This window comes from Mesorhizobium sp. WSM4847 (genome assembly GCF_055811335.1).
Window position 1 is genome coordinate 114,871 of sequence record NZ_JBVVPY010000017.1, and the last position, 21,536, is coordinate 136,406.

At 63.8% G+C, this 21,536-nt stretch carries 14 protein-coding genes; 8 read left to right on the forward strand and 6 right to left on the reverse strand.

The features are described 5' to 3' along the window. Window positions 1-99: 99 nt before the first annotated feature. Window positions 100-567, forward strand: a complete 468-nt coding sequence (locus tag AC0L28_RS23430; protein ID WP_023803215.1) for an Lrp/AsnC family transcriptional regulator — start codon at window positions 100-102, stop codon at window positions 565-567. Here AC0L28_RS23430 and AC0L28_RS23435 read toward each other — a convergent pair. The 4 genes from AC0L28_RS23435 to aztA all read right to left on the reverse strand — a co-directional run bounded on the left by AC0L28_RS23435 (window position 564) and on the right by aztA (window position 3,701). Then, a complete protein-coding gene (locus AC0L28_RS23435) occupies window positions 564-902 on the reverse strand; it encodes a protein tyrosine phosphatase family protein (protein ID WP_287257746.1) in 339 nt (112 codons plus the stop codon). The two genes, AC0L28_RS23430 and AC0L28_RS23435, sit on opposite strands and share 4 nt — an antisense overlap. Window positions 903-1,049: 147 nt before the next feature. Then, entirely contained in the window at window positions 1,050-1,982 is a 933-nt protein-coding gene (aztC, locus tag AC0L28_RS23440; RefSeq protein WP_287257745.1) for a zinc ABC transporter substrate-binding protein AztC, read from the reverse strand. A gap of 19 nt (window positions 1,983-2,001) precedes the next feature. Continuing rightward, window positions 2,002-2,877: a zinc ABC transporter permease AztB gene (gene aztB, locus AC0L28_RS23445; protein WP_023803212.1), complete on the reverse strand. Its 876-nt coding sequence runs from the start codon at window positions 2,875-2,877 to the stop codon at window positions 2,002-2,004. Further along, window positions 2,877-3,701: a zinc ABC transporter ATP-binding protein AztA gene (aztA, locus tag AC0L28_RS23450; RefSeq protein ID WP_023803211.1), complete on the reverse strand. Its 825-nt coding sequence runs from the start codon at window positions 3,699-3,701 to the stop codon at window positions 2,877-2,879. The genes aztB and aztA overlap by 1 nt, the downstream gene beginning before the upstream one ends. Window positions 3,702-3,923: 222 nt before the next feature. On the opposite strand from aztA, the gene AC0L28_RS23455 reads away from it, so the two are divergent. Beyond that, complete coding sequence (locus AC0L28_RS23455; protein WP_023803210.1) at window positions 3,924-4,268, forward strand: RidA family protein; 345 nt, start codon at window positions 3,924-3,926, stop codon at window positions 4,266-4,268. A 45-nt stretch (window positions 4,269-4,313) separates the two neighbouring features. Here the strand turns inward: AC0L28_RS23455 and hutC are convergent, their stop codons facing one another. Together hutC and AC0L28_RS23465 are read right to left on the reverse strand one after the other, a co-directional pair. Further along, the gene (gene hutC, locus AC0L28_RS23460) at window positions 4,314-5,060 is read right to left on the reverse strand and encodes a histidine utilization repressor (protein WP_473480465.1); all 747 of its coding nucleotides are present in this window, start codon (window positions 5,058-5,060) and stop codon (window positions 4,314-4,316) included. Continuing rightward, window positions 5,057-6,409, reverse strand: coding sequence for a formimidoylglutamate deiminase (locus tag AC0L28_RS23465; RefSeq protein WP_287257744.1), 1,353 nt, complete (start codon window positions 6,407-6,409; stop codon window positions 5,057-5,059). Before AC0L28_RS23465 ends, hutC begins: the two co-directional genes overlap by 4 nt. A gap of 99 nt (window positions 6,410-6,508) precedes the next feature. Between AC0L28_RS23465 and hutI the strand changes: the two genes are divergently transcribed. From hutI to AC0L28_RS23495, 6 genes are all read left to right on the forward strand, one after another. After that, window positions 6,509-7,744, forward strand: a complete 1,236-nt coding sequence (gene hutI, locus AC0L28_RS23470; protein WP_473480467.1) for an imidazolonepropionase — start codon at window positions 6,509-6,511, stop codon at window positions 7,742-7,744. Next, a complete protein-coding gene (gene hutH, locus AC0L28_RS23475; RefSeq protein ID WP_036262624.1) occupies window positions 7,741-9,276 on the forward strand; it encodes a histidine ammonia-lyase in 1,536 nt (511 codons plus the stop codon). The genes hutI and hutH overlap by 4 nt, the downstream gene beginning before the upstream one ends. 52 nt (window positions 9,277-9,328) lie before the next feature. Further along, window positions 9,329-10,147 carry an N-formylglutamate deformylase gene (gene hutG / locus AC0L28_RS23480; RefSeq protein ID WP_128170255.1) on the forward strand — a complete coding sequence of 273 codons (819 nt, stop codon included), beginning with the start codon at window positions 9,329-9,331 and terminating at the stop codon, window positions 10,145-10,147. 40 nt (window positions 10,148-10,187) lie between these two features. Then, a complete protein-coding gene (gene hutU / locus AC0L28_RS23485; RefSeq protein ID WP_128170256.1) occupies window positions 10,188-11,858 on the forward strand; it encodes a urocanate hydratase in 1,671 nt (556 codons plus the stop codon). Between the two features lie 8 nt (window positions 11,859-11,866). Beyond that, window positions 11,867-12,457, forward strand: coding sequence for a HutD/Ves family protein (locus tag AC0L28_RS23490; protein ID WP_128170257.1), 591 nt, complete (start codon window positions 11,867-11,869; stop codon window positions 12,455-12,457). 246 nt (window positions 12,458-12,703) lie between these two features. Continuing rightward, the gene (locus AC0L28_RS23495; protein ID WP_473480470.1) at window positions 12,704-21,262 is read left to right on the forward strand and encodes a glycoside hydrolase family 94 protein; all 8,559 of its coding nucleotides are present in this window, start codon (window positions 12,704-12,706) and stop codon (window positions 21,260-21,262) included. Window positions 21,263-21,536: the final 274 nt, after the last annotated feature.

The following is a 21,536-nucleotide window of genomic DNA, read 5'->3' on the forward strand; positions in this document are numbered from 1 at the left end:
TTGACGCTACTATAGCGCGGAGCAGGCGCATGGTGCTTGCATTCAAACGCTTTAAACGAATAAATCATGCGGGAATTGTGCATGGTGGATGAAAAAATCATGGATGAGGCGCGCATAGACCAGTTTGACCGCAAGATAATGGCTCTCTTGCAGGGCGACGCACGGCTGACCAACAACGATTTGTCGGAACGGGTGAACCTGTCGGCGTCGCAATGTTCGCGCCGCCGCCAGAGGCTGGAGGAGGACGGCTATATCAGGGGCTATCGCGCGGTGCTCGACCGCGACAAGCTCGGCTTCTCACTGGTCAACGTCATCTCGGTGACGCTCGCCACCCACAACCGTGACAATGCGCGGCGCTTCGGCGAGTTGGTGGCGCGGTTGCCGCAGGTGCAGGAGGCGCACGCGCTGACCGGCGAGATGGATTACATCCTGAAAGTGGTGACGCCCGACCTGAAATCGCTGTCGGAATTCGTCAACGGCGTGCTCCTGCCGCACGAATCCGTGCAGCATGTGAAGACGGCGATCGTGCTGGAAACGCTGAAGGAAACCGGCGCGCTGCCGATTTAGCCCTTCGACTGCTGGATCAGCCCAAAAAGGTTGGTGCAGCGTGCGCCGGAACGGCAATAGGCGAACACCGGGCCTTCGAGCTCATCGAGCGCCTCAGCCTGGTCCTCGACATTTTGGGCGGTGATCTGGCCGCTGACGACCGGGATGTAGCGAAAGGTAAGCCCGGCGGCTTCGACTGCCGCTTTGACGGTGTCCGCCGAAGGCTGGCCGGGCTGCTCGTCATCAGGCCGGTTGCAGATGACGCTCTTGAAGCCGGCGGCCTTGATGGCGGCGACTTCTTCGGGCTGGATCTGGCCGGAGACCGAATAGTCCTCGGTGATCTGACGATATTCCATATTTCCTCGCAAAACTGGTTTGGCCGCAGTCTTTAAGACTCCCCGACGAGATCGGCAATCCGCGCAGAATGAAATCCCACTGCGCAGATAGTTATTTTCGACGGAGAATCCAACAGAGCCGGCGCGGCCCGGCTGGCCAGGAAGGCATCAGCTTCCGAGGATCGCGCCTTTGATCTGGGCGATGTTGTTGTGCATCAGGTCGATATAGGTCGATGCCGGGCCGTCGGGTTGCGACAGCGCATCCGAATAAAGCGTGCCGCCAACCTTGGTGCCGGTCTCGCTGGCGATCTGCTCGATCAGCCGCGCGTTGGTGATGTTCTCGATGAAGACCGCCGCCGCCTTGTCCTGCTTCACCTGGCTGACCAGCTTGGCGACGTCGGCAGCGGACGGCTCCGACTCGGTCGACACCCCTTCGGGCGCCAGGAAGGTGAGGCCATAGGCCTTCTCGAAATAGCCGAAGGCGTCATGCGAGGTGATGACGACGCGCTTCTCTTCCGGGATCGACTGGATCGCCGCCTGCACTTCGCCCTCAAGCACGTCGAGTTTCTCGGTATAGGCGGCGGCATTGGCCTTGTAGCTGTCGCAACCCCCAGCGTCGGCGGTGCAGAAGGCATCGGCGATGTTCTTCACATAGATCTTGGCGTTGCCGATCGACTGGAAGGCATGCGGATCGGTCTCGCCATTAGTATGGGCGCCTTCAGCGGCGTCGGCATCGGCGAATTCGGGTTTGAAGTTGATCGGCGTGACGCCCCTGGTCAAAACGGCGATCCTCGCCTTGGAGGCACTGGCGTCGACCAGGCGCTGCAAAAAGCCTTCGAAATGCAGGCCGTTGACCAGCACCACATCCGCACCCGCCATCGCCACCGCGTCAGCCGGGCTCGGCTCGTAGACATGGGCATCGCCATCCGGCCCGACGATGGTGGTCAGATTGATCCGGTCGCCGCCGACATTTTTGGCGAAATCGGCAATGATCGTGAAGCTGGCGACCACTTTCAACGGCTCCGCGAGGGCCGACGACGCGCCAAAGGCTGACAATGTCATAACGCCCACTGCCAGGGCGGCGCGGATCGATTTCAGCATGGACAGCACTCCTTTGGGATCAGGCGGTTCTGTGGCGGTGATGGATAATGCGGGCGCGCAGGATGCCGCGCGTGCCGAACAGGATCGAGGCAAAATAGACAACGCCGGCCGACAGGATGATGGCCGGGCCGGAAGGCAGCGACACGTGGTAGGACAAAAGCAGCCCGGCGACGCAAGAGGCAAAGCCGATCAGCACCGCCAGCACGCACATCGGCTCGACGCGCATGGTCCAGAAGCGGGCGGCAGCCGCAGGCAGCATCATCAGCCCGACCGATAGCAGCGTGCCGAGCGCCTGGAAGCCGCCGACCAGGTTGAGCACAACGAGGCCGAGGAAGATGAAATGCACCGGGCTGCCCAGCCGGCTGACCGAACGCAGGAACAGCGGGTCGAGACATTCGGCGACGAGCGCCCGCCAGAAGATGGCGAGGCTGACCAGCGTGACCAGCACGATGCCGCCGATCAGTGTCAGCGCTTCATTGTTGAGCGCAAGCACGGTGCCGAACAGCACATGCATGAGATCGACGCTGGAGCCGCGGATCGACACCATCAGCACGCCGATCGCCAGCGAAATCAGGTAGAAGGCCGCCATCGAAGCGTCCTCGCGCTGGATGGTGAAGCGCGAGACGGCGCCGGCGCCGAGCGCGACGATGATGCCGGCAATCAGCCCGCCGATGGTCATCGGCAGGATTTCCAGCCCATAAAACAGGAAACCGGCGGCAGCACCCGGCAGGATGGCGTGGGCCATGGCGTCGCCGGAAAGGCTCATGCGCCGCAACATCAGGAACACGCCGACCGGGCAGGCGCCGAGCGACAGCATCAGCGAGCCGGCAAGCGCCCGCTGCATGAAGGCGAATTCGGCGAACGGAGCAACGAGAAGACCGTAGAGCGTGTCCATCATGCTGCCCGCGGCCCGGAGCCGTGATGATGGTCGTGCGCATGGTTGTGCCCAGGGTCGTGCCCGGGGCCGTGACCGTGATCACCGTGTTTGTCCGGCTCGCACCAGGGCGCGTTCTCCTCCCAGGCTTCGTGGAAGCGGCGCGCGCGCAACAGGTTTTCCGGCCGCAGTGTTTCCCTGGTTTCGCCCCAGGCGATTGGCTGGCGCGCCAGCAGCAGCGTCTCGGGGAAGTTCTGGCGCACCAGTTCCAGATCGTGGACGACAACCAGGATCGTGCGTTCCTCGCCATGCCAGCGCTTGATTAGTGCGATCAGGTCGCCGACGGTCTTGGTATCGACGGCGTTGAACGGTTCGTCGAGCAGAATGAGATCGGCGTCCTGCAGCAGCACGCGAGCGAACAGCGTGCGCTGCAGCTGGCCGCCCGACAGCGTGTCGATCGGGCGCTTCTCGAAGCCGCCGAGGCCGACGGCCATCAGCGCCTGGCTGACCGATTCGCGATCTTCCCTAGTGTAGCGGCCGAGCAGCCCGCGCCGTGGCCACAGGCCGAGCGAAACCAGATCAACGACCCGGGCGGGAAAGGAGCGGTCGAGTTCCGACTGTTGCGGCAGATAGGCGGCGCGCACGCCGGGCGCCCGGACAACCGTGCCGGCCATCGGCTTCAACACGCCGACGATACCCTTCATCAGGGTCGACTTGCCCGATCCATTGGCGCCGACGACTGCTGTCAGCGACCCGCGGCGGATTGTGCCATCGAGATGATGGATCGCCGGATGGCTGTTGTAGCCCAGCGTCAGGTCGCGGAATGTCAGGCAGGTTTTGGTCATGTGACGATCCGTGGGACACCACTAGTACGGCAGCGGGGTGGATATGTGATGTTATTACATTAGTCAACAAGTCAATCCGGCGGAATTGCGGCGACCGGAGCAATTTGCGTGTGCCTATTTTCGCCCCACGCCTGCTGGCTCAAGAGGATTCGCTCATGCAACCTTGCCGCCAGCGAGCCGCGACTCTAAAGAGGCGCGACCCACAAAGGAAGGAAACATCCAATGAGCATTCGTCGCATCGATGTTGGCCCACGCATGAGCCAGATCGTCATCCATGGCAACACCGTCTATCTGGCTGGTCAGGTCGGCGAACCAGGCGGAAACGTCGGCACCCAGACCAGGGACATCCTGGCGGCCATCGACGAATTGCTGGCCAAGGCCGGCACCGACAAGACCAAGATCCTGCAGGCGATCATCTGGCTGGCCGATATGAGCACCTTTGCCGAGATGAACGCGGCATGGGACAAGTGGGTGCCACAGGGCCATACCCCGGCCCGCGCCACCGGCGAGGCCAAGCTTGCCGGGCCGGAATACCTGGTCGAGATCATCGTTACCGCCGCCATTTGAGATGCGGCTCTTTACCCTCCCCCTCGAGGGCCCTCGAGGGGAGGGTTACCCCTGCGACGGTGTGAACCGCGCGACCAGCGTGTGGCTGTCGGCCGCATAGGTGAAACGGACATGGGTGACCGGGTGCTCGGCGCTCCATGTCCGTCGCTCGACCACCAGGCAGGGGGCGCCGGACTCGATTTCGAGTGCGGTCGCAATGTGTCTGTCGGCGGCGACGGCGCGGATGCGGTGCTCGGCGGCACTCCATGGCACGCGGGCGATCAGCCACGGCCCAGGCGCGACGGCAAAAAATTCCTCGTTGGCGGCCTCGGCCACAGCGGCCAGGTTGATCAGCCGCTGTTCGTGGGCGAACGGCCGCTTGCCGGCGAAATGCCGGCATTCCAGCGCCAGCACCGGCCCGTTGCAGTCGAGTTCCAGCAAGGCGCGATCCTCGGCGCTGCTGCGTCTTTTATGTCGTGCCACACGCTCGTAGCGATAGGGCAGGCCGAGCGCCTCGACCTCGATCCTGATGTCATGGATTTCCAACACCGCGGCTTGCGACTGCGGCCGCCGGACAAAGCTGCCAGAGCGGCGGCGGCGCTCTATCAGCCCCGCCTTGGCAAGCTGCGACAGCGCCTTGTTCACCGTCATGCGCGAACATTTGTACTCGGCCGTCAGCTCGTGCTCGAACGGGATGCGGTAGCCGGGCGCCCAAGCGCCGGACAGGATTCGTTCGCTGATGTCGGACAGGATGCGTTGATGCAGCGAGAGGGGCTCGCCGCCGTCCGCATCCATTGTCTGGATCATGCTCATGCCGAAAGCGCCGTCATCACCTTGCGAAAACGCTCGGCAATAAAATCGCGCCTTGCGTGCCTGCCACTGCTGACCAGTTTCTTGCCATGCACCCAGACACAATCGACCTTGGAACCGTTGGCGAAGATCCAGGTGTCGAGCACTGCATCGCCCGTCTTGCCGGCAAGCGACGGGTGCTTTTCATCGAGCGAGATGAAATCGGCTGGGGCGCCAGCGGCGATCCGCGAGGGACTTGCGCCGAGCGCTGCGCTGCCGCCGTCGAGCGCGGCATCGAACAGTGCACGCCCGGTCGAACCGCCGGCGACCGCCAGCAGGTTGCGGGCGCGGTGGGCGAGGCGCTGCGAATATTCGAGCTGCCGCAATTCGTCCGGCAGGCCGATCAGTACGTTGGAGTCGGAGCCGACGCCGAAGCGGCCGCCATGCTGTTTGAACAAAGGTGCTGCAAAGGTGCCGTCGCCGAGATTGGCCTCGGTGATCGGGCAGAGGCCGGCGATTGCTCCGCTTTTCGCCAAGGCCGCCGTCTCGGTCTCGGTCATGTGGGTGGCGTGGATCAGGCACCAGCGACTATCGACCCTGGCATTGGCGAGCAGCCATTCGACCGGCCGCGCCCCGGACCAGGCAAGGCAGTCCTCGACCTCCTTCACTTGCTCGGCGATGTGGATGTGGATCGGTCCGCCGGGTGCCATTGTCGCAATGTTTTCCAACTGCTCCGGTGTCACGGCGCGCAGACTGTGCGGGGCGATGCCGACGACCGCGTGATTCAAGGTGCGAACGGTTTCGTGACATTTCTCAACAAGCCGCGAGAACCGATTCATATCGTTGATGAATCGCCGCTGGCCTTCGTTCGGTGCTGCGCCGCCGAAAGAGGAATGTGCATAGAAGACCGGCAGCAGCGTCAGCCCGATGCCGGTGTCGGCAGCCGCGGCGGTGATGCGGTCGGCCATTTCGGCGACGTTGGCGTAGGGCTGGCCGTCGCGGTCGTGATGCAGATAGTGAAACTCGCCGACGCGTGAAAACCCAGCCTCCAGCATCTCGACATAGAGCTGCGCGGCGACCGCCTCGACCTGATCCGGCGTCATCGACAGCGCGAAGCGATACATCACCTCGCGCCAGCTCCAGAAGCTGTCGGCTGAAGGGCCGCGCAGCTCGGCTAGACCGGCCATGCCGCGCTGGAAGGCGTGGCTGTGCAGGTTCGGCATGCCTGGCAGCAGAATGGCATGGCGTTCGTCGCCGGGCTGGGATGCGTTGTTCGGCTCGACCGTGGCGATGTGGCCATCACTGACGACGATCCGGGCATTGGAATGCCAGCCGTCGGGCAGAAGCGCCTGTTCCGCAAAGATCGCAGTCACGTTTTCTCTCCGATTCCCTTTGTCCCGTGCAATGATACCACTTGCAGTGCGTTTCAATATGTATATACATAACCACCGCCGATTGAAACGGAAAAGATGATGGCTGGAGAGAGCAAAAGCCGGGCAGGGGAGATCCGCCTCTGGCGCAATGCGCGACTGGCGACCATGGCCGACAGCGCCGCCGGACTGGGTATCGTCGAAGACGGCGCGATCGTCGCGCGCGATGGTCTGATCGTCTATGCCGGCCAGGAAGCCGACATGCCGGCAGCCTTCAGCCAGAACGCCGAGATTGTCGATTGCGAAGGCCGCTGGATCACACCCGGCCTGATCGACTGCCATACTCATCTGATCCACGCCGGCAATCGCGCCAATGAATTCGAGATGCGGCTGGCCGGCGCCACCTATGAAGAGGTCACCAGGGCCGGCGGCGGCATCGTCTCGTCGGTCAAGGCGCTGCGCGCTGCCAGCCAGCAGGAATTGGTTGCGCAGTCGCTGCCGCGCCTCGAGGCGCTGATCGCTGAAGGCCTCACCACCATCGAGGTCAAGTCGGGCTACGGACTCGATCTCGAAAACGAGAAGAAATCGCTGCGCGCCGCGCGGCTCTTGGGCGAAAACCGTCCAGTAACGGTAACAACGAGCTTCCTCGGCGCGCATGCCCTGCCGCCTGAAGCGAAAGGCGACAAGGACGCGTTTATCGATCTGGTCGCAAACGAGATTTTGCCGGCCGTCACCGCCGAGGGCCTGGCCGACGCGGTCGATGGTTTTTGCGAGGGCCTCGCCTTTTCGCCAGAGCAGATTTCTCGCGTGTTCGACGCGGCGAAAGCAGCAGGCCTGCCGGTAAAACTCCACGCCGACCAATTGTCCAACCTGCACGGCGCAGAACTTGCGGCGCGCTATGGCGCCCTGTCGGCCGACCATCTCGAATACACTGACGAGGCGGGTGCGGCGGCGATGGCGAGGGCCGGGACCGTGGCGACGATCCTGCCCGGCGCATACTATTTCATCCGTGAGATCAAGAAGCCGCCGATCGGCCTATTTCGCCAGCACGGCGTCAGAATGGCGGTCGCCACCGACTGCAATCCCGGCACCTCGCCGCTGACCTCGCTGCTGCTGACCATGAACATGGCGGCGACTTTGTTTGGTCTGACTGTTGACGAATGCCTTGCCGGTGTCACCCGCGAGGCCGCCCGCGCGCTCGGACTGCTCGGACGAACCGGCACGCTGGAGGCTGGGAAATCGGCCGACCTGGCGATCTGGGACATCGAACGCCCGGCCGAGCTCGTCTACCGCATGGGCTTCAACCCGCTGCATGCCCGCATCTGGAGGGGACAATGAGTGAACTCAAACTCAAGCCGGGCAACACGACGCTGGCCGACTGGCGCGAAATCTATCGTGGCGCGATGCCGAAGCTGGACGCGGCCTGCTGGCCAAAGATCAAGGCCAGCGCCGAGGCCGTTGCACGCATCGTCGCCAAGGGTGAGCCGGTCTATGGCATCAACACCGGTTTCGGCAAATTGGCCAGCGTCCGTATCCCCGCCGCCGATCTCGAAACGCTGCAACGCAACATCGTGCTGTCGCATGCCGCCGGCGTCGGCGAACCGATGCCGGTCGCTGTTTGCCGGCTGATGATGGCACTGAAGCTGGCCAGCTTGGCGCAGGGCGCCTCCGGCGTGCGGCCGCAGACCATTGAGCTGCTCGAAGCGATGCTCGCCAACGACGTCATTCCGGTGGTGCCGGCGCAAGGCTCGGTCGGCGCATCCGGCGACCTTGCGCCACTGTCGCACATGACAGCGGTGATGATCGGCGTCGGCGAATGTTTTACCCCGCATGGCCGGTTCCCGGCCAAGGTCGCCTTTGTCTCGCACGGGCTGGAGCCGGTCACGCTTGGCGCCAAGGAAGGGTTGGCGCTGCTCAACGGCACGCAGTTCTCGACCGCCTATGCGTTGGCCGCCTTGTTCGACGCCGAAGTGCTCTACCAGTCGGCGCTGGTCGCCGGTGCGCTCTCGACCGATGCCGCCAAGGGTTCCGACGCCCCCTTCGATCCGCGCATCCACCTGCTCAGGAGGCATCCTGGCCAGATCGAGACGGCAGAGGCGCTGCGCAACCTGATGGCCGGCAGTGCCATCCGTGAATCGCACCGGGTCGGAGACGAACGCGTGCAGGACCCGTACTGCTTGCGCTGCCAGCCGCAGGTGATGGGTGCAGCGCTCAGCGTGCTGCGCCAGGCCGCCGGCACGCTGGGCACCGAGGCCAACGGCGTCACCGACAATCCGCTGATCTTCGCCGAGGACGACACAGCACTTTCCGGCGGCAATTTCCACGCCGAGCCGGTCGCCTTCGCCGCCGACATGATCGCGCTCGCCGTCTGCGAGATCGGCTCGCTGTCGGAACGGCGCATCGCCATGCTGGTCGATCCGGCGCTGTCGGGCATGCCGGCCTTCCTGACCCCGAAGCCAGGCTTGAATTCCGGCTTCATGATCCCGCAAGTGACGGCGGCGGCACTCGTCTCGGAAAACAAGCAAAAGGCCTATCCGGCCAGTGTCGATTCGATCCCGACCTCGGCCAATCAGGAAGACCACGTCTCGATGGCGGCACATGGCGCGCGCCGGCTGATCGGCATGATCGAGAATGCGACGGCCGTCATCGGTATCGAATTGCTGGCCGCCACGCAGGGCTGCGATTTCCATGCGCCGCTGGCATCGAGTGCGCCGCTCGAAGCGGTACGCAGGCTGGTCAGGGCCGAAGTGCCGCATCTCGACAATGACCGGCATTTCCACCCCGACATGGAAAAGGCCATCGCCATGGTGCGCAGCGGCGCTGCCGTGAAGGCAGCGGGCGCGGTGGCGCTGCCGGGAATCGCGTCGTGAGGATGTGCGCCTCTATAGGTCGCCGCAAAGCGCCAGCGCAGGGAGACCATTCATGAACGTGCCCTCCTGGCTCACTGTAAAGCGCGGCACCGCCCCCCTGCTGGTCTCGATCCCGCACACCGGCATCGATCTCGCCGGCCTCGAGAACCGGCTGGTGTCGCCTTGGCTCGGCCGCCGCGACGCCGACTGGTGGATCGACAAGCTGTATGAGTTTGCCGAAGACCTCGGCGCGACGGTGGTGCATACCGCGATCTCGCGCACCGTCATCGACGTCAATCGCGATCCCTCCGGCGTCTCACTCTATCCCGGCCAGGCAACCACCGGCCTGTGCCCGACCGAGACCTTCGACGGCGATCCGCTCTATCGTGTCGGGGAAGAGCCTGATGCCTCGGAGGTCGACGAGCGCCGCGAAAAGTACTTTGTGCCTTACCATGCCGCCATGCAGGCCGAGATCGACAGGCTGCGCGCCGTGCACCGGAAGATCGTCCTCTATGACTGCCATTCGATCCGCTCGATGCTGCCGCGGCTGTTCGAAGGCACTCTGCCGGTGTTCAACCTCGGCACCAATGACGGCAAAAGCGCCGATCCGGGCTTGCAGGCAATGGTCGGCCAGATCCTCGCCGAGACCGGCGAGAGTTTTGTCGTCAACGGCCGCTTCAAAGGCGGCTGGATCACGCGCCATTTCGGCCAGCCGCAAAACGGCGTTCATGCGCTGCAGATGGAACTGTCCAACCGCGGCTATATGCGCGAGCCCGAGGGCAAAGGTACGCCCGACAATTGGCCGGTGCCTTACGACCCGGCATTCGCCGCGCCGATCCGCGCCACGCTGAAGCGGATCCTGGAAAGCGCGATTGCCTGGGCCGGGCGCTGACGCATCGCCGCGCAGCTCATTCGAAAGGAAAAGTGACGCCATGACCGATCCTCGCCACAACATCCGCGAAGTCCGCAGCCCGCGCGGCAGCGAGCTCAATGCCCGCACATGGCTGACTGAAGCGCCGTTGCGCATGCTGATGAACAATCTCGATCCCGACGTCGCCGAAAACCCCAACGAACTGGTCGTCTATGGCGGCATCGGCCGCGCGGCGCGCACCTGGAACGACTTTGATCGCATCGTCGCCTCTCTGAAGACGCTTGGAGACGACGAGACGCTGCTGGTGCAGTCGGGCAAGCCGGTCGGCGTGTTTCGTACCCACACCGATGCGCCGCGCGTGCTGATCGCCAATTCCAACCTCGTGCCGCACTGGGCCACATGGGAGAAATTCAACGAGCTCGATAAGAAGGGCCTGATGATGTACGGCCAGATGACGGCCGGCTCGTGGATCTACATCGGCACCCAAGGCATCGTGCAGGGCACCTACGAGACCTTCGTCGAGGCCGGCCGCCAGCATTACGACGGCAACCTCAGGGGCAAATGGATATTGACCGGCGGCCTCGGCGGCATGGGCGGCGCCCAGCCGCTGGCCGCGGTCATGGCCGGCGCCTGCTGCCTGGCGGTCGAATGCGATCCCGACCGCATCGATTTCCGGCTGCGCACTCGCTATGTCGACGAACGCGCCGACACGCTCGACGAGGCGCTGGAAAGGATCGAGCGCTGGACCAGGGCCGGCGAGGCGAAATCGGTCGGCCTGGTCGGCAACACCGCAGACATCGTGCCGGAACTGGTGCGGCGTGGCGTGCGCCCCGACCTGGTCACCGACCAGACGTCGGCGCATGATCCGCTCAACGGCTATCTCCCCAAGGGCTGGTCGCTCGCCGAATGGCGCGAGAAGCGCACCAGCGACCCGAAGGCGGTCGAAAAGGCGGCGCGCGCGTCGATGCGCGAACATGTCGAGGCGATGGTGGCGTTCTGGAATGCCGGCGTGCCGACGCTCGACTATGGCAACAACATCCGCCAGGTGGCGAAGGAGGAAGGGCTCGACAATGCCTTTGCCTTCCCGGGTTTCGTGCCGGCCTATATCCGGCCACTGTTTTGTCGCGGGATCGGTCCGTTTCGCTGGGCAGCCCTCTCCGGCGATGCCGAGGACATCTACAAGACCGACTCCAAGGTGCGCGAGCTGACGCCCGGCAACACCCACCTGCACAACTGGCTCGACATGGCGCGTGAGCGCATCGCCTTCCAGGGTCTGCCGGCGCGCATCTGCTGGGTTGGTCTCGGCGACCGCCACCGGCTCGGCCTCGCCTTCAACGAGATGGTGGCGAAAGGCGAGCTCAAGGCGCCGGTGGTCATCGGCCGCGATCATCTCGATTCAGGCTCGGTTGCCTCGCCGAACCGCGAGACGGAATCGATGAAGGACGGCTCGGACGCCGTGTCCGACTGGCCGCTGCTCAATGCGCTGCTCAACACCGCCTCCGGCGCAACCTGGGTATCGCTGCATCATGGCGGTGGCGTCGGCATGGGCTTTTCGCAACATGCCGGCATGGTCATCGTTGCCGACGGCACACGCGAAGCGGCCAAACGCCTGGAGCGGGTGCTATGGAATGACCCCGCAACCGGCGTCATGCGCCACGCCGATGCCGGCTATGACCTCGCCATCGACTGCGCCAGGGAGCACCAGCTCAACCTGCCAGGCATCCTCGGCTGAACCGCGCCTTGCGTATCCTCCGGGCAGCCGAATACCGATCCATGCCGTGGAAGAACGGCGGCGGGGTGACGACGGAAATCGCCGTCTCGCCCGCAGGTGCTGCGCTCGACGATTTCGACTGGCGCGTCTCCATGGCGCGCGTCGAAAGCGGTGGATCATTCTCCGAATTTGCCGGAGTGGACCGGAGCTTGGCCGTGCTGGAAGGCGAGGGGATTATCCTTGATTTGGCCGGCCGCCCGGCAGCTACGCTGACCAAAACTTCCGCCCCGCTTTCGTTTCCGGCCGATGTGCCGACGCAAGCGGCGCTGATCGCCGGTCCGATCACCGATCTCAACGTCATGACACGGCGTGGACGGATGACCCATGCCGTCGAACGCCTGGTGATTTCAGCCCCGACGGACATCCAGTCAGCCGCCGATGCGACCCTCATCCTGTGTGTTGACGGCGAGATCTCGGTGGCCGGCGCGGCGCTTGTCCGCATCGGATCGCGCGACGCGCTGTTGCTCGGGCCGGACGACGCTCTGTCACAGCGCCTGGAGCCTGCGCGACCACCGACGCTGTTCGTGATCCGCATCGATCGCGTTGCGGCAAACGATTAACGCCTGTTTCGAAACATGATCACAACACCAGCGAAATATGCCGTAAGCTCAAGCCCAGATCACGAAAAAGCCTGAATCCTTCCGTCGATCAACTCCCGGCGGGAGGGAGGTGGTTCGTCTGCAGGGCCTTGGTGCGAAAATAAACTTTCGGCCCTTGTTTCGATGCAACCAATTCCATTTCAATCGGTTCTAGGGACATTGCCGTGGCGGTGACGCCGCTAACGCGTCCCCCACGCGGAATTTTCAATGAATATCCAGACAGACCCCACCCAAATGGAAAAGACGAGCGCGAGCTTTCCGGCCATCACGGAAGAGCCGATACGCTCCAATTTCCTGCCGGAAGAACGCCTGCGCACGCTGGGTGCAAGCCTCGCCAAGGGCGACGTCAAGGATCTGTTCGGCCTGGAGCCGTTCGATTTCCAGCCACGCGTCCGCGACAGCGCCAGCAAGATCCTCGAAGTCTACCGTTCGACCAATGCCGCACAGGCGAGAGGCGAGACGATCACACCGGCGGCGCAATGGCTGCTCGACAACAATTATCTGGTCGAGGAAACCATCTTCCAGGTCAAGCGCGACCTGCCACGCCGCTTCTATCGTCAGTTGCCGACCCTGAAACTGTCCGACGGCGCCAGCGTGCCGCGCGCCCTTGCGCTGGCCTGGACCTATGTCGCCCATTCGGACAGTTCGGTCTCGGCGACCATGTTCAAGGCGATCGTCGAAGGCTTTCAGGCTGTCGAGCCGCTGAAGATCGGCGAGCTCTGGGCGCTGCCATCGCTGCTGCGCTTCGTTCTGATCGAAAATCTTCGCCGGATCGCGGTTCGGGTCAGTCGTACCCGGCAGATGCGCCAGATTGCCAACGAGGTCGCAGACCGCGTGCTGGCACTCGATGAAACCGCCGACCGTCAGGCGATCCTGTCGAACTACGTCGCCCATGCACAAGACACCACCTTTGCCACTCAATTGCTCTACCGTCTGCGCGACGGGTCGCAAAATGCCGGCAGGGCGCTGGAATGGCTGGAGGGCGAGCTTGAAAGGTCCGGCTCCGACGCCGAGGAAATCATCATCAGCGAGCATCGCACGTTGTCCAGCGGCAACGTAACCACCGGCAACATCATCCGCGGCCTCAGGCTCATCAACGATATCGACTGGACGGTTTGGTTCGAAGATGTCAGCCGCATCGACACCTTGCTGCGCGAGCGCACCGATTTCGCCGCACTCGATTTCTTCTCGCGCGACCAGTACCGGACCGCGATCGAGGAAATGGCGCGCCGCTCCGATCGTTCCGAATTCCGTGTTGCTGAAAAGGCGATCGAACTCGCCGGCCATGCCGCGGTTGCCGATACCACCGTCACCGGTCCGAACGCTCACACCGACGTCGGGTTCTTTCTGGTCGGCCCGCGCCGGCTGGAACTGGAAAAGGCGATCGGCTATCGGCCAACGGTCAGCGTCACGATCAAACGGGCGTTCTGCAAGACCGGATGGCTGGGCATTGTCGTGCCGGTGTTCGCGCTGACGGTCCTGCTTCTTGTCCTCTCCGGCAACGCCCTTGCCAGTCTCGGCCTGTCCATACCGTCGATCGTCCTGATGCTGGCGCTGTTTGCCGTGCCGGCCAGCGAAGGCGCGCTTGCCTTCTTCAACACCGTTGTAACGTTGTTCCTGAAGCCGACGCGCCTCGTCGGCTACGACTATAAACGCGGCATGCCGCCCGAGGCGCGCACGCTGGTGGTGGTGCCGTCGCTGATCGGCTCGCGCGACGACGTCGAGGAGAACATCCGCAACATCGAAGTGCACCACCTGGCCAACACGGCGGACGAAATCCATTTCGCTCTGCTTTCGGACTGGCCGGACAGCAAAACCGAAATCGATGCGGCGGATATCGAGATCCTCCAATATGCTCGCGACGAGATCGCGCGGCTGAACGCCCGCTATCCCAGCGAAGGCGCGCCGCGTTTCTACGTCCTGCACCGCCGGCGGCTCTACAATGAATCCCAGGGCGCCTGGATGGGCTGGGAACGCAAGCGCGGCAAGCTCCACGAACTGAATCTTCTGCTGCGTGGCGACAGCGACACCACCTTTCTGCCGCTGGACGTGCCGTTGCCGGAAAACGTCATCCATGTGATGACGCTGGATGCCGATACGCGCACCACCCGCGATGCCGTCGCCAGTTTGGCTGGAAAGCTTTGCCATCCGCTCAACCGCCCGCATTACGATGCGGCAAAGCGCGTCGTCACCGCCGGCTATACCATCCTGCAGCCGCGCATCACCGCGTCGCTGACCAGCGGCGACGACGCATCCTTCTTCCAGCGGGTCTTTTCTGCCAATCGCGGCCTCGATCCCTACGTATTTGCCGTCTCGGACATCTACCAGGACGTCTTCGGCGACGGCTCCTTCACCGGCAAGGGGCTCTATCACGTCGACTCCTTCGAGGCGGCGCTGAAGGGCCGCATCGAAGAAAACACCGTCCTCAGCCACGATCTGCTCGAAGGCGCGTTGGCGCGCGCGGCACTGGTCACCGACGTCGAACTGGTCGAGGACTATCCGACCCGCTATTCGGTCGACGCGTCGCGCCACCATCGCTGGGCGCGCGGCGACTGGCAGCTTCTGGGCTTCATTCTCAATCCGCGTTCCGGCGTGCCGGCGCTGTCGCGCTGGAAGATGGTCGACAATCTGCGCCGGTCGCTCACGCCGATCTTCTGGGTGATGGCTGCGATCGCCGGCTGGACGCTGCTGCCCTTCACCCAGGCCGCGCAATGGCAGGCGCTGCTGATCCTCACACTTTTCATGGCGCCCACATTCGACATCGTCCACGCCATCCTGCCGAAAAGCGGCGACCAGACGCCGCGCGGTCATTTCTCGGCGCTGGCGCGCGACGTCGTCTTCGGCACCGCCTTGGTGGCTCTGAAGATCGTGCTGATGGCGCATCTGGCCTGGATGATGGGCGATGCCATCATTCGCACGCTCTACCGCCTGTTCGTTAGCCGGAAGAACATGCTCGAATGGCGCACTGCCTCGCAGGCTCACAAGATCGGCGACAACGATCTCGGCTCCTATTACGGCATGATGTACGGCGCTGTGATCGTCGGCGTCGTCGGCCTCGCCATCCCTGTTGTGGCCGATTCCACCGGAGCTTTCGTCGCCTTCTTCTTCGCGCTGTTCTGGATCGGCTCGCCGGCCTTCGCCTTCTTTATCAGCCGCTCGGCCGAAACCGAGGACCGTTTGCGCATATCGGCGGCGGACATCCATGTGCTGCGCACGATTGCGCGGCGCACATGGCATTATTTCGAGACCTTCGTGACGGCCGAGCATCACAATCTGCCGCCCGATAATTTCCAGGAAAGCCCGGCGCCTGTCGTGGCCCCCCGCACCTCGCCGACCAATATCGGCGTCTATCTCCTGTCAGTTGTTTCGGCGCGCGATTTCGGCTGGATCAGCCTGTCCGACGCCACCACCCGCATCGACGCGACGATGTCGACTATCGAGAGCATGCCGCGTGAGCGCGGCCATCTCTTCAACTGGTATGACACGACGACGCTGAAGCCGCTCTATCCGCTGTACATTTCCGCCGTCGATAGCGGCAATCTCGCCGGCCATCTGGTGGCGGTGGCGGCAGCCTGTGCCGAATGGGCGGAAGCGCCTGCAGTCCACCTTCAGGGCGACTTCGAGGGTATCCTCGATACGGTGACGATCCTCGACGAAAGCCTGGCGGAGTTGCCTGACGACCGCCGTCAGTTGCGGCCGTTGCGCCAGCGACTTGCCGATCGCCTCGATGGCATGCGACGCGCGGTCGAATCGATCAAGGCACAGCCCGAGATGGCGTCGATCCGCACCATCAACCTGGCCGTTCTGGCCGGCGAGATCCGCAAGCTCGCCATCGCCATCCATACTGAGGCCGCATCGACGCAGAGCGACACCATCGCCGACTGGGCGGCGAGACTGGAAGCCACCTGCGAAGCGCATGTCCATGACGCGCATAGCGACGACACTGCCGTCGAGGCGCTGCGGGCCAAGCTTCTGTCGTTGCGCGAGCGTACGCGCCGCTTTGCCTTCGAGATGGATTTCTCCTTCCTCATGCGCAAGGAACGCAAGCTTCTGTCGATCGGCTACCGGGTCGAGGAGCATCAGCTCGACGAAAGCTGCTACGACCTGCTGGCTTCCGAGGCGCGGCTGACCAGCCTGTTCGCCATAGCCAAGGGCGATCTGCCGACAGAGCACTGGTTCCACCTCGGCCGGCCGATCGTCGAGATCGGGTTCAAGGGCGCGCTAATGTCCTGGTCCGGCTCGATGTTCGAGTATTTGATGCCGCCGCTGGTGATGAAGGAGCCGCAAGGCAGCATCCTCAACCAGACCAGCAAGCTCATCATCAAGCGCCAGATCCAGTACGGCCGCTCGAAGGACGTGCCCTGGGGGATTTCGGAAGCGGCCTACAACGCCCGCGATCGCGAACTGACCTACCAGTACACCAATTTCGGCGTGCCCGGGCTGGGCCTGAAGCGAGGTCTCGGCCAGAACACGGTGATTGCCCCTTATGCGACCGTGCTGGCGGCGCAGTTCACCCCGCGTGAATCGGTGCAGAACCTGGCCAGGCTGCGGCGACTCGGCGCCCTTGGCCGGCACGGCTTCTACGATGCGGTCGATTTCACGCCGCAACGCGTGCCGGAGGGCACCGACCATGTCGTCGTGCTGAACTACATGGCCCACCATTCCGGCATGTCGATCGCCGCCGTCGCCGACGCCATCTTCGAAGGACGCCTGCGCGACCGCTTCCACAGCGATCCGGTGATCGAGTCGGCCGAGTTGCTGCTGCAGGAAAGAGCGCCGCGCGACATCCCGACCGCCACCGTCAGGACAGAGGCCGACGAACGGTCGAAGGACGAAACGGAAGCCGAAAGCCCCGATACGCGCATCGTGCTCAACCCGCTCAAGGCGCTGCGTTCGACCAGCGTCATGTCCAATGGCCGCTACTCGGTCATGGTTACCGCGACCGGCTCCGGCTATAGTCGCTGGGGCGAGCTTGCCGTCACGCGCTGGCAGCCGGACCCGACCGAAGATCGGCTTGGCTCCTACATCTTCCTGCGCGACTCCGGCACCGGCGACTGGTGGTCGGCCACCGCCGAGCCGAAGCGTGCCACCCACGAAGAGGTGCGGACGCTGTTCTCCGACGACAAGGCGAGCTTCGTCAAGTCAGTGGGATCACTGCGTTCGGAGGTCGAATGCATCGTCATTTCGGAAGGAAATGGCGAAGGCCGGCGGGTGACGCTCTACAATGACGGCCCGGTCGACCGGCATATCGAAGTGACCTCGTTCGCTGAACTGGTGCTGGGCTCCGAAGCATCCGACAACGCGCATCCGGCGTTCTCGAAAATGTTCGTGGAAACCGAAATCGCTGCGAATAACGCAGCGATCTTCGCCACCAGACGTAAGCGGGAAACGGACGAGCCTGATGTCGCCATGGTGCATTTCGTCACCGACCCGTCTGGGTCGACGCGCGACGCCGAGGCCGAAACCGACCGGCGCGCCTTCATAGGCCGCGGCCGCACCATTACCGAGGCCGCCGCCTTCGATCCCGGCGCCAAGCTTGGCGGCCATTCCGGCTTCACGCTGGATCCGGTCGCGGCACTTCGCCGACAGGTGCGCGTGCCGGCCAACAAGAAGATAGCGCTGACCTTCTGGACTGCCGTCGGCGCCAACCGTGCCGAACTCGAAGAAGCCATTGCGCGGCTTGATCATCCGGAAGCCTTCGCGCGCCAGGCGATGCTCGCCTGGACCCGCTCACAGGTGCAGACCCGGCATCTCGGTCTCAGCCTTGCCGATGCCGCCAATGTGCAGAATCTGGCGCGCTACCTGATCTATCCGGATCCGTTCCTGCGGCTTCCGGCCGAATCGATCGCTTCCGGGCTCGGTAGGCAATCGGGCCTATGGCCGACCAGCATATCCGGCGACTTTCCGATTTTCCTGGTCAGGATCGGCGATGTCGCCGATCTCGAAATCGTTGCCCAGGCGCTCCGCTTCCAGGAATACATGCGCGCCCGAGGCATGATGATCGACTTTGTCGTCATCAACGAGCAGGCTTCGTCCTACGTGCAGGACCTGCAACGGGCGGTCGAGACGCTGTGCGAAAACAGCCGCCTGCGCGGCAAGGAGCTAGGACCCCGCCAGCACATCTTCGCGGTGCGCCGCGACCTCATGGACGAGGCGACCTACAAGACGCTGCTGGCCACTGCTCGCGTCGTTCTGCACACGCGCAACGGCACCATCTTCGATCAGATCGAGCGCGCCGAGGCCGCTGCGCTGCAAGCGCGGGACGCCTTGCAGCCGGCGGGTGCAGCAGCGCTTCGTGAACCGTCTCCGCCGGCGCCACAGACGTGGGCCCAAGCCTCGTTCGACGGCAGTGCCGACGGCAGCGGGCTCAACCAGTGGAACGGTTTTGGCGGTTTCGAGGGCGACGGACGCCACTATGTCGTGCGCCTTGCTGGCCGGCGCACGACGCCGCAGCCCTGGATCAACGTCGTCTCCAACGCCTCGTTCGGTTTCCACGTTTCGGCTGAAGGCGCTGCCTTCAGCTGGAGCCGAAACAGCCGCGACTATCAACTGACGCCGTGGGCGAACGACCCGGTCACCAACCGGCCAGGCGAGGGCATCTATATCTACGATCATGCCAGCGGCCGGGCGTTCTCGCCGCTGGCCGCCGTCGTCCGCGATCCCGCCATGACCTACGAAACATGGCACGGGCAGGGGTTTTCGACCTTCCGTTCGAAGCGCGGGCCTCTGTCGATGGACCTTACCCATGTGGTGGATTCCGTCGATCCGGTGAAAATCTCCAGGTTGCGCATCCAGAATTCCGGTTCGGCGCCGGCGCGACTGCGCGTCTATGCCTATGCGGAATGGGTTCTTGGCAGCCATCGTTCGCGCACGGCGGCGACCATCGTTCCGTCCAGGGATGCCGCGACGGGCGCGCTGCTGGCGCAAAATCCCTACGGGCTCGATTTCAGCGATCGGGTCGCCTTCCTGGCCGCCGACGGCGCAGCACACTCGGTGACGGCCGACCGCGGCGAGTTCATTGGCCGCCACGGCACCAGCGAACTCCCGCAAGCCGTGCTCAGCGGCGCAAGCCTGTCGGGCCGCGTCGAGGCGGGCGACGATCCTTGTGCGGCAATTGCACGCGACGTCGACATCCCTGCCGGCGGCGACGTGACGCTGCTCTGGCTGCTCGGCGATGCAGCCTCTGCCGAGGAAGTCAGCGCGCTGGTCCAGCATCACTGCAGCAAGGATTTCGATCAGCGGCTGACTGACAATGAACACACCTGGCGAGGGTTTCTCGACACCATCCAGGTCGAGACGCCGGACAGGGCGCTCAACGCGATGGTCAACCACTGGCTGCCCTATCAGAGCCTTGCCTGCCGCATCCGCGCCCGCTCGGCGTTTTACCAGGCGAGCGGCGCCTTTGGCTTCCGCGACCAGTTGCAGGACACGCTGGCCCTGCTTCTCCATGATCCGAAACTGGCGCGCGACCAGATCCTCAACGCGGCGCGGCGGCAATTCCCCGAAGGCGACGTGCAGCATTGGTGGCTGCCGCGAACCGAGGCAGGCGTCCGCACCATGATTTCCGACGACGTGGTCTGGCTCGCCCACGCCACGGCACACTACTTGCTGGTGACCGGCGATACCGCGATCCTCAGGGAACAATTGCCCTTCATCGAAGGGCCGTCGCTGGAAGAAGGTGAGCACGACGCCTTTTTCACGCCGGAGATATCGAAGAAGACCGCTTCACTCTATGATCATTGTGCGCGCGCACTTGACCTTGCCATCAAGCGCAGCAGCCCCGCCGGACTGCCGCTGATCCTCGGCGGTGACTGGAACGACGGCATGAACCGTGTCGGCGAGCACGGTAAGGGCGAGAGCGTCTGGCTGGGTTGGTTCCTGCTGAAAACGCTGGGCGACTTTGCAGCTGTCGCCAAGGCGGAAGGCGACGCCAAGCATGCGCAAGCCTGGACAAAACACGCCGGCGTGCTGAAGCGGGCGCTGGAAAGCACGGCCTGGGACGGTGAATGGTACCGTCGCGGCAGCTTCGACGACGGCACGCCGCTGGGGTCGCGCAGCTCGCAGGAATGCAAGATCGACTCGATTGCCCAGTCGTGGAGCGTGCTGTCGGGCGAGGGCGATCCGGCGCGATCGACGATGGCGATGCAGCAGGCGATGAAAATGCTCGTCGACGACGAGCTCAACATCGTAAAGCTTTTCACCCCTCCCTTTTCCAGGACGGAACAGAACCCAGGCTACATCAAGAGCTACCCGCCGGGTGTCCGTGAAAACGGCGGCCAGTACACCCACGCAGCGACATGGTTCGTCATTGCGCTCGCCGAAATGGGGCGCGTCGACGACGCCTACCGCTGCTTCTCGATGCTCAACCCGGCCAACCATGCGCTCGACGAGGCCGCTGCCGAGCACTACCGCGTCGAGCCTTACGTCGTCGCGGCGGACGTCTACGCCGGGCAAGGCAAGGGCGGCCGCGGCGGCTGGACCTGGTATACCGGCTCGGCCGGGTGGCTTTATCGCGCGGCGGTCGAAGGCATCCTCGGCATCGAGCGCAGGGGCGAGCGCATCCAGTTCAGGCCGAAACTGCCCAGCCATTGGGATGGCTATGCGGCAACGCTCAAGGTGCTGGGGGCCGAGCTCAGGGTTCAGGTTGTCCGTGACAAGAAGGCCAAAGCCGTCTCGCTCGAGGTAAATGGTAAAAAGACGAAGGCTTCGTCTTTCGAACCGAAAGCCGGCGACAAGGCCGATCTGGTCGTCAGGATACCGGCGTAGCTTCAAGGATTTGGAGCGTCTTTGTACATCTTGAGGATGTGCGTTATTTAAAGTTGCTCGAGCAATTCTATTGCGCATGAGATGTCCCAAAAGCCGATGCAGGCTTTTGGGATTCGTACATGCCAAGTTGCTGATTAAAATTTCGGCAGTGCTTCCGGCCTGCCACGATTTTGCCGCAAGGCTGACATTTTACCTTTTTTCTCAAACCGTTAGGTGATCACGACAGATTTCGCAGCGTCGCCATCTTTTGTTCGCGAATTGGGAACTGAAGGGG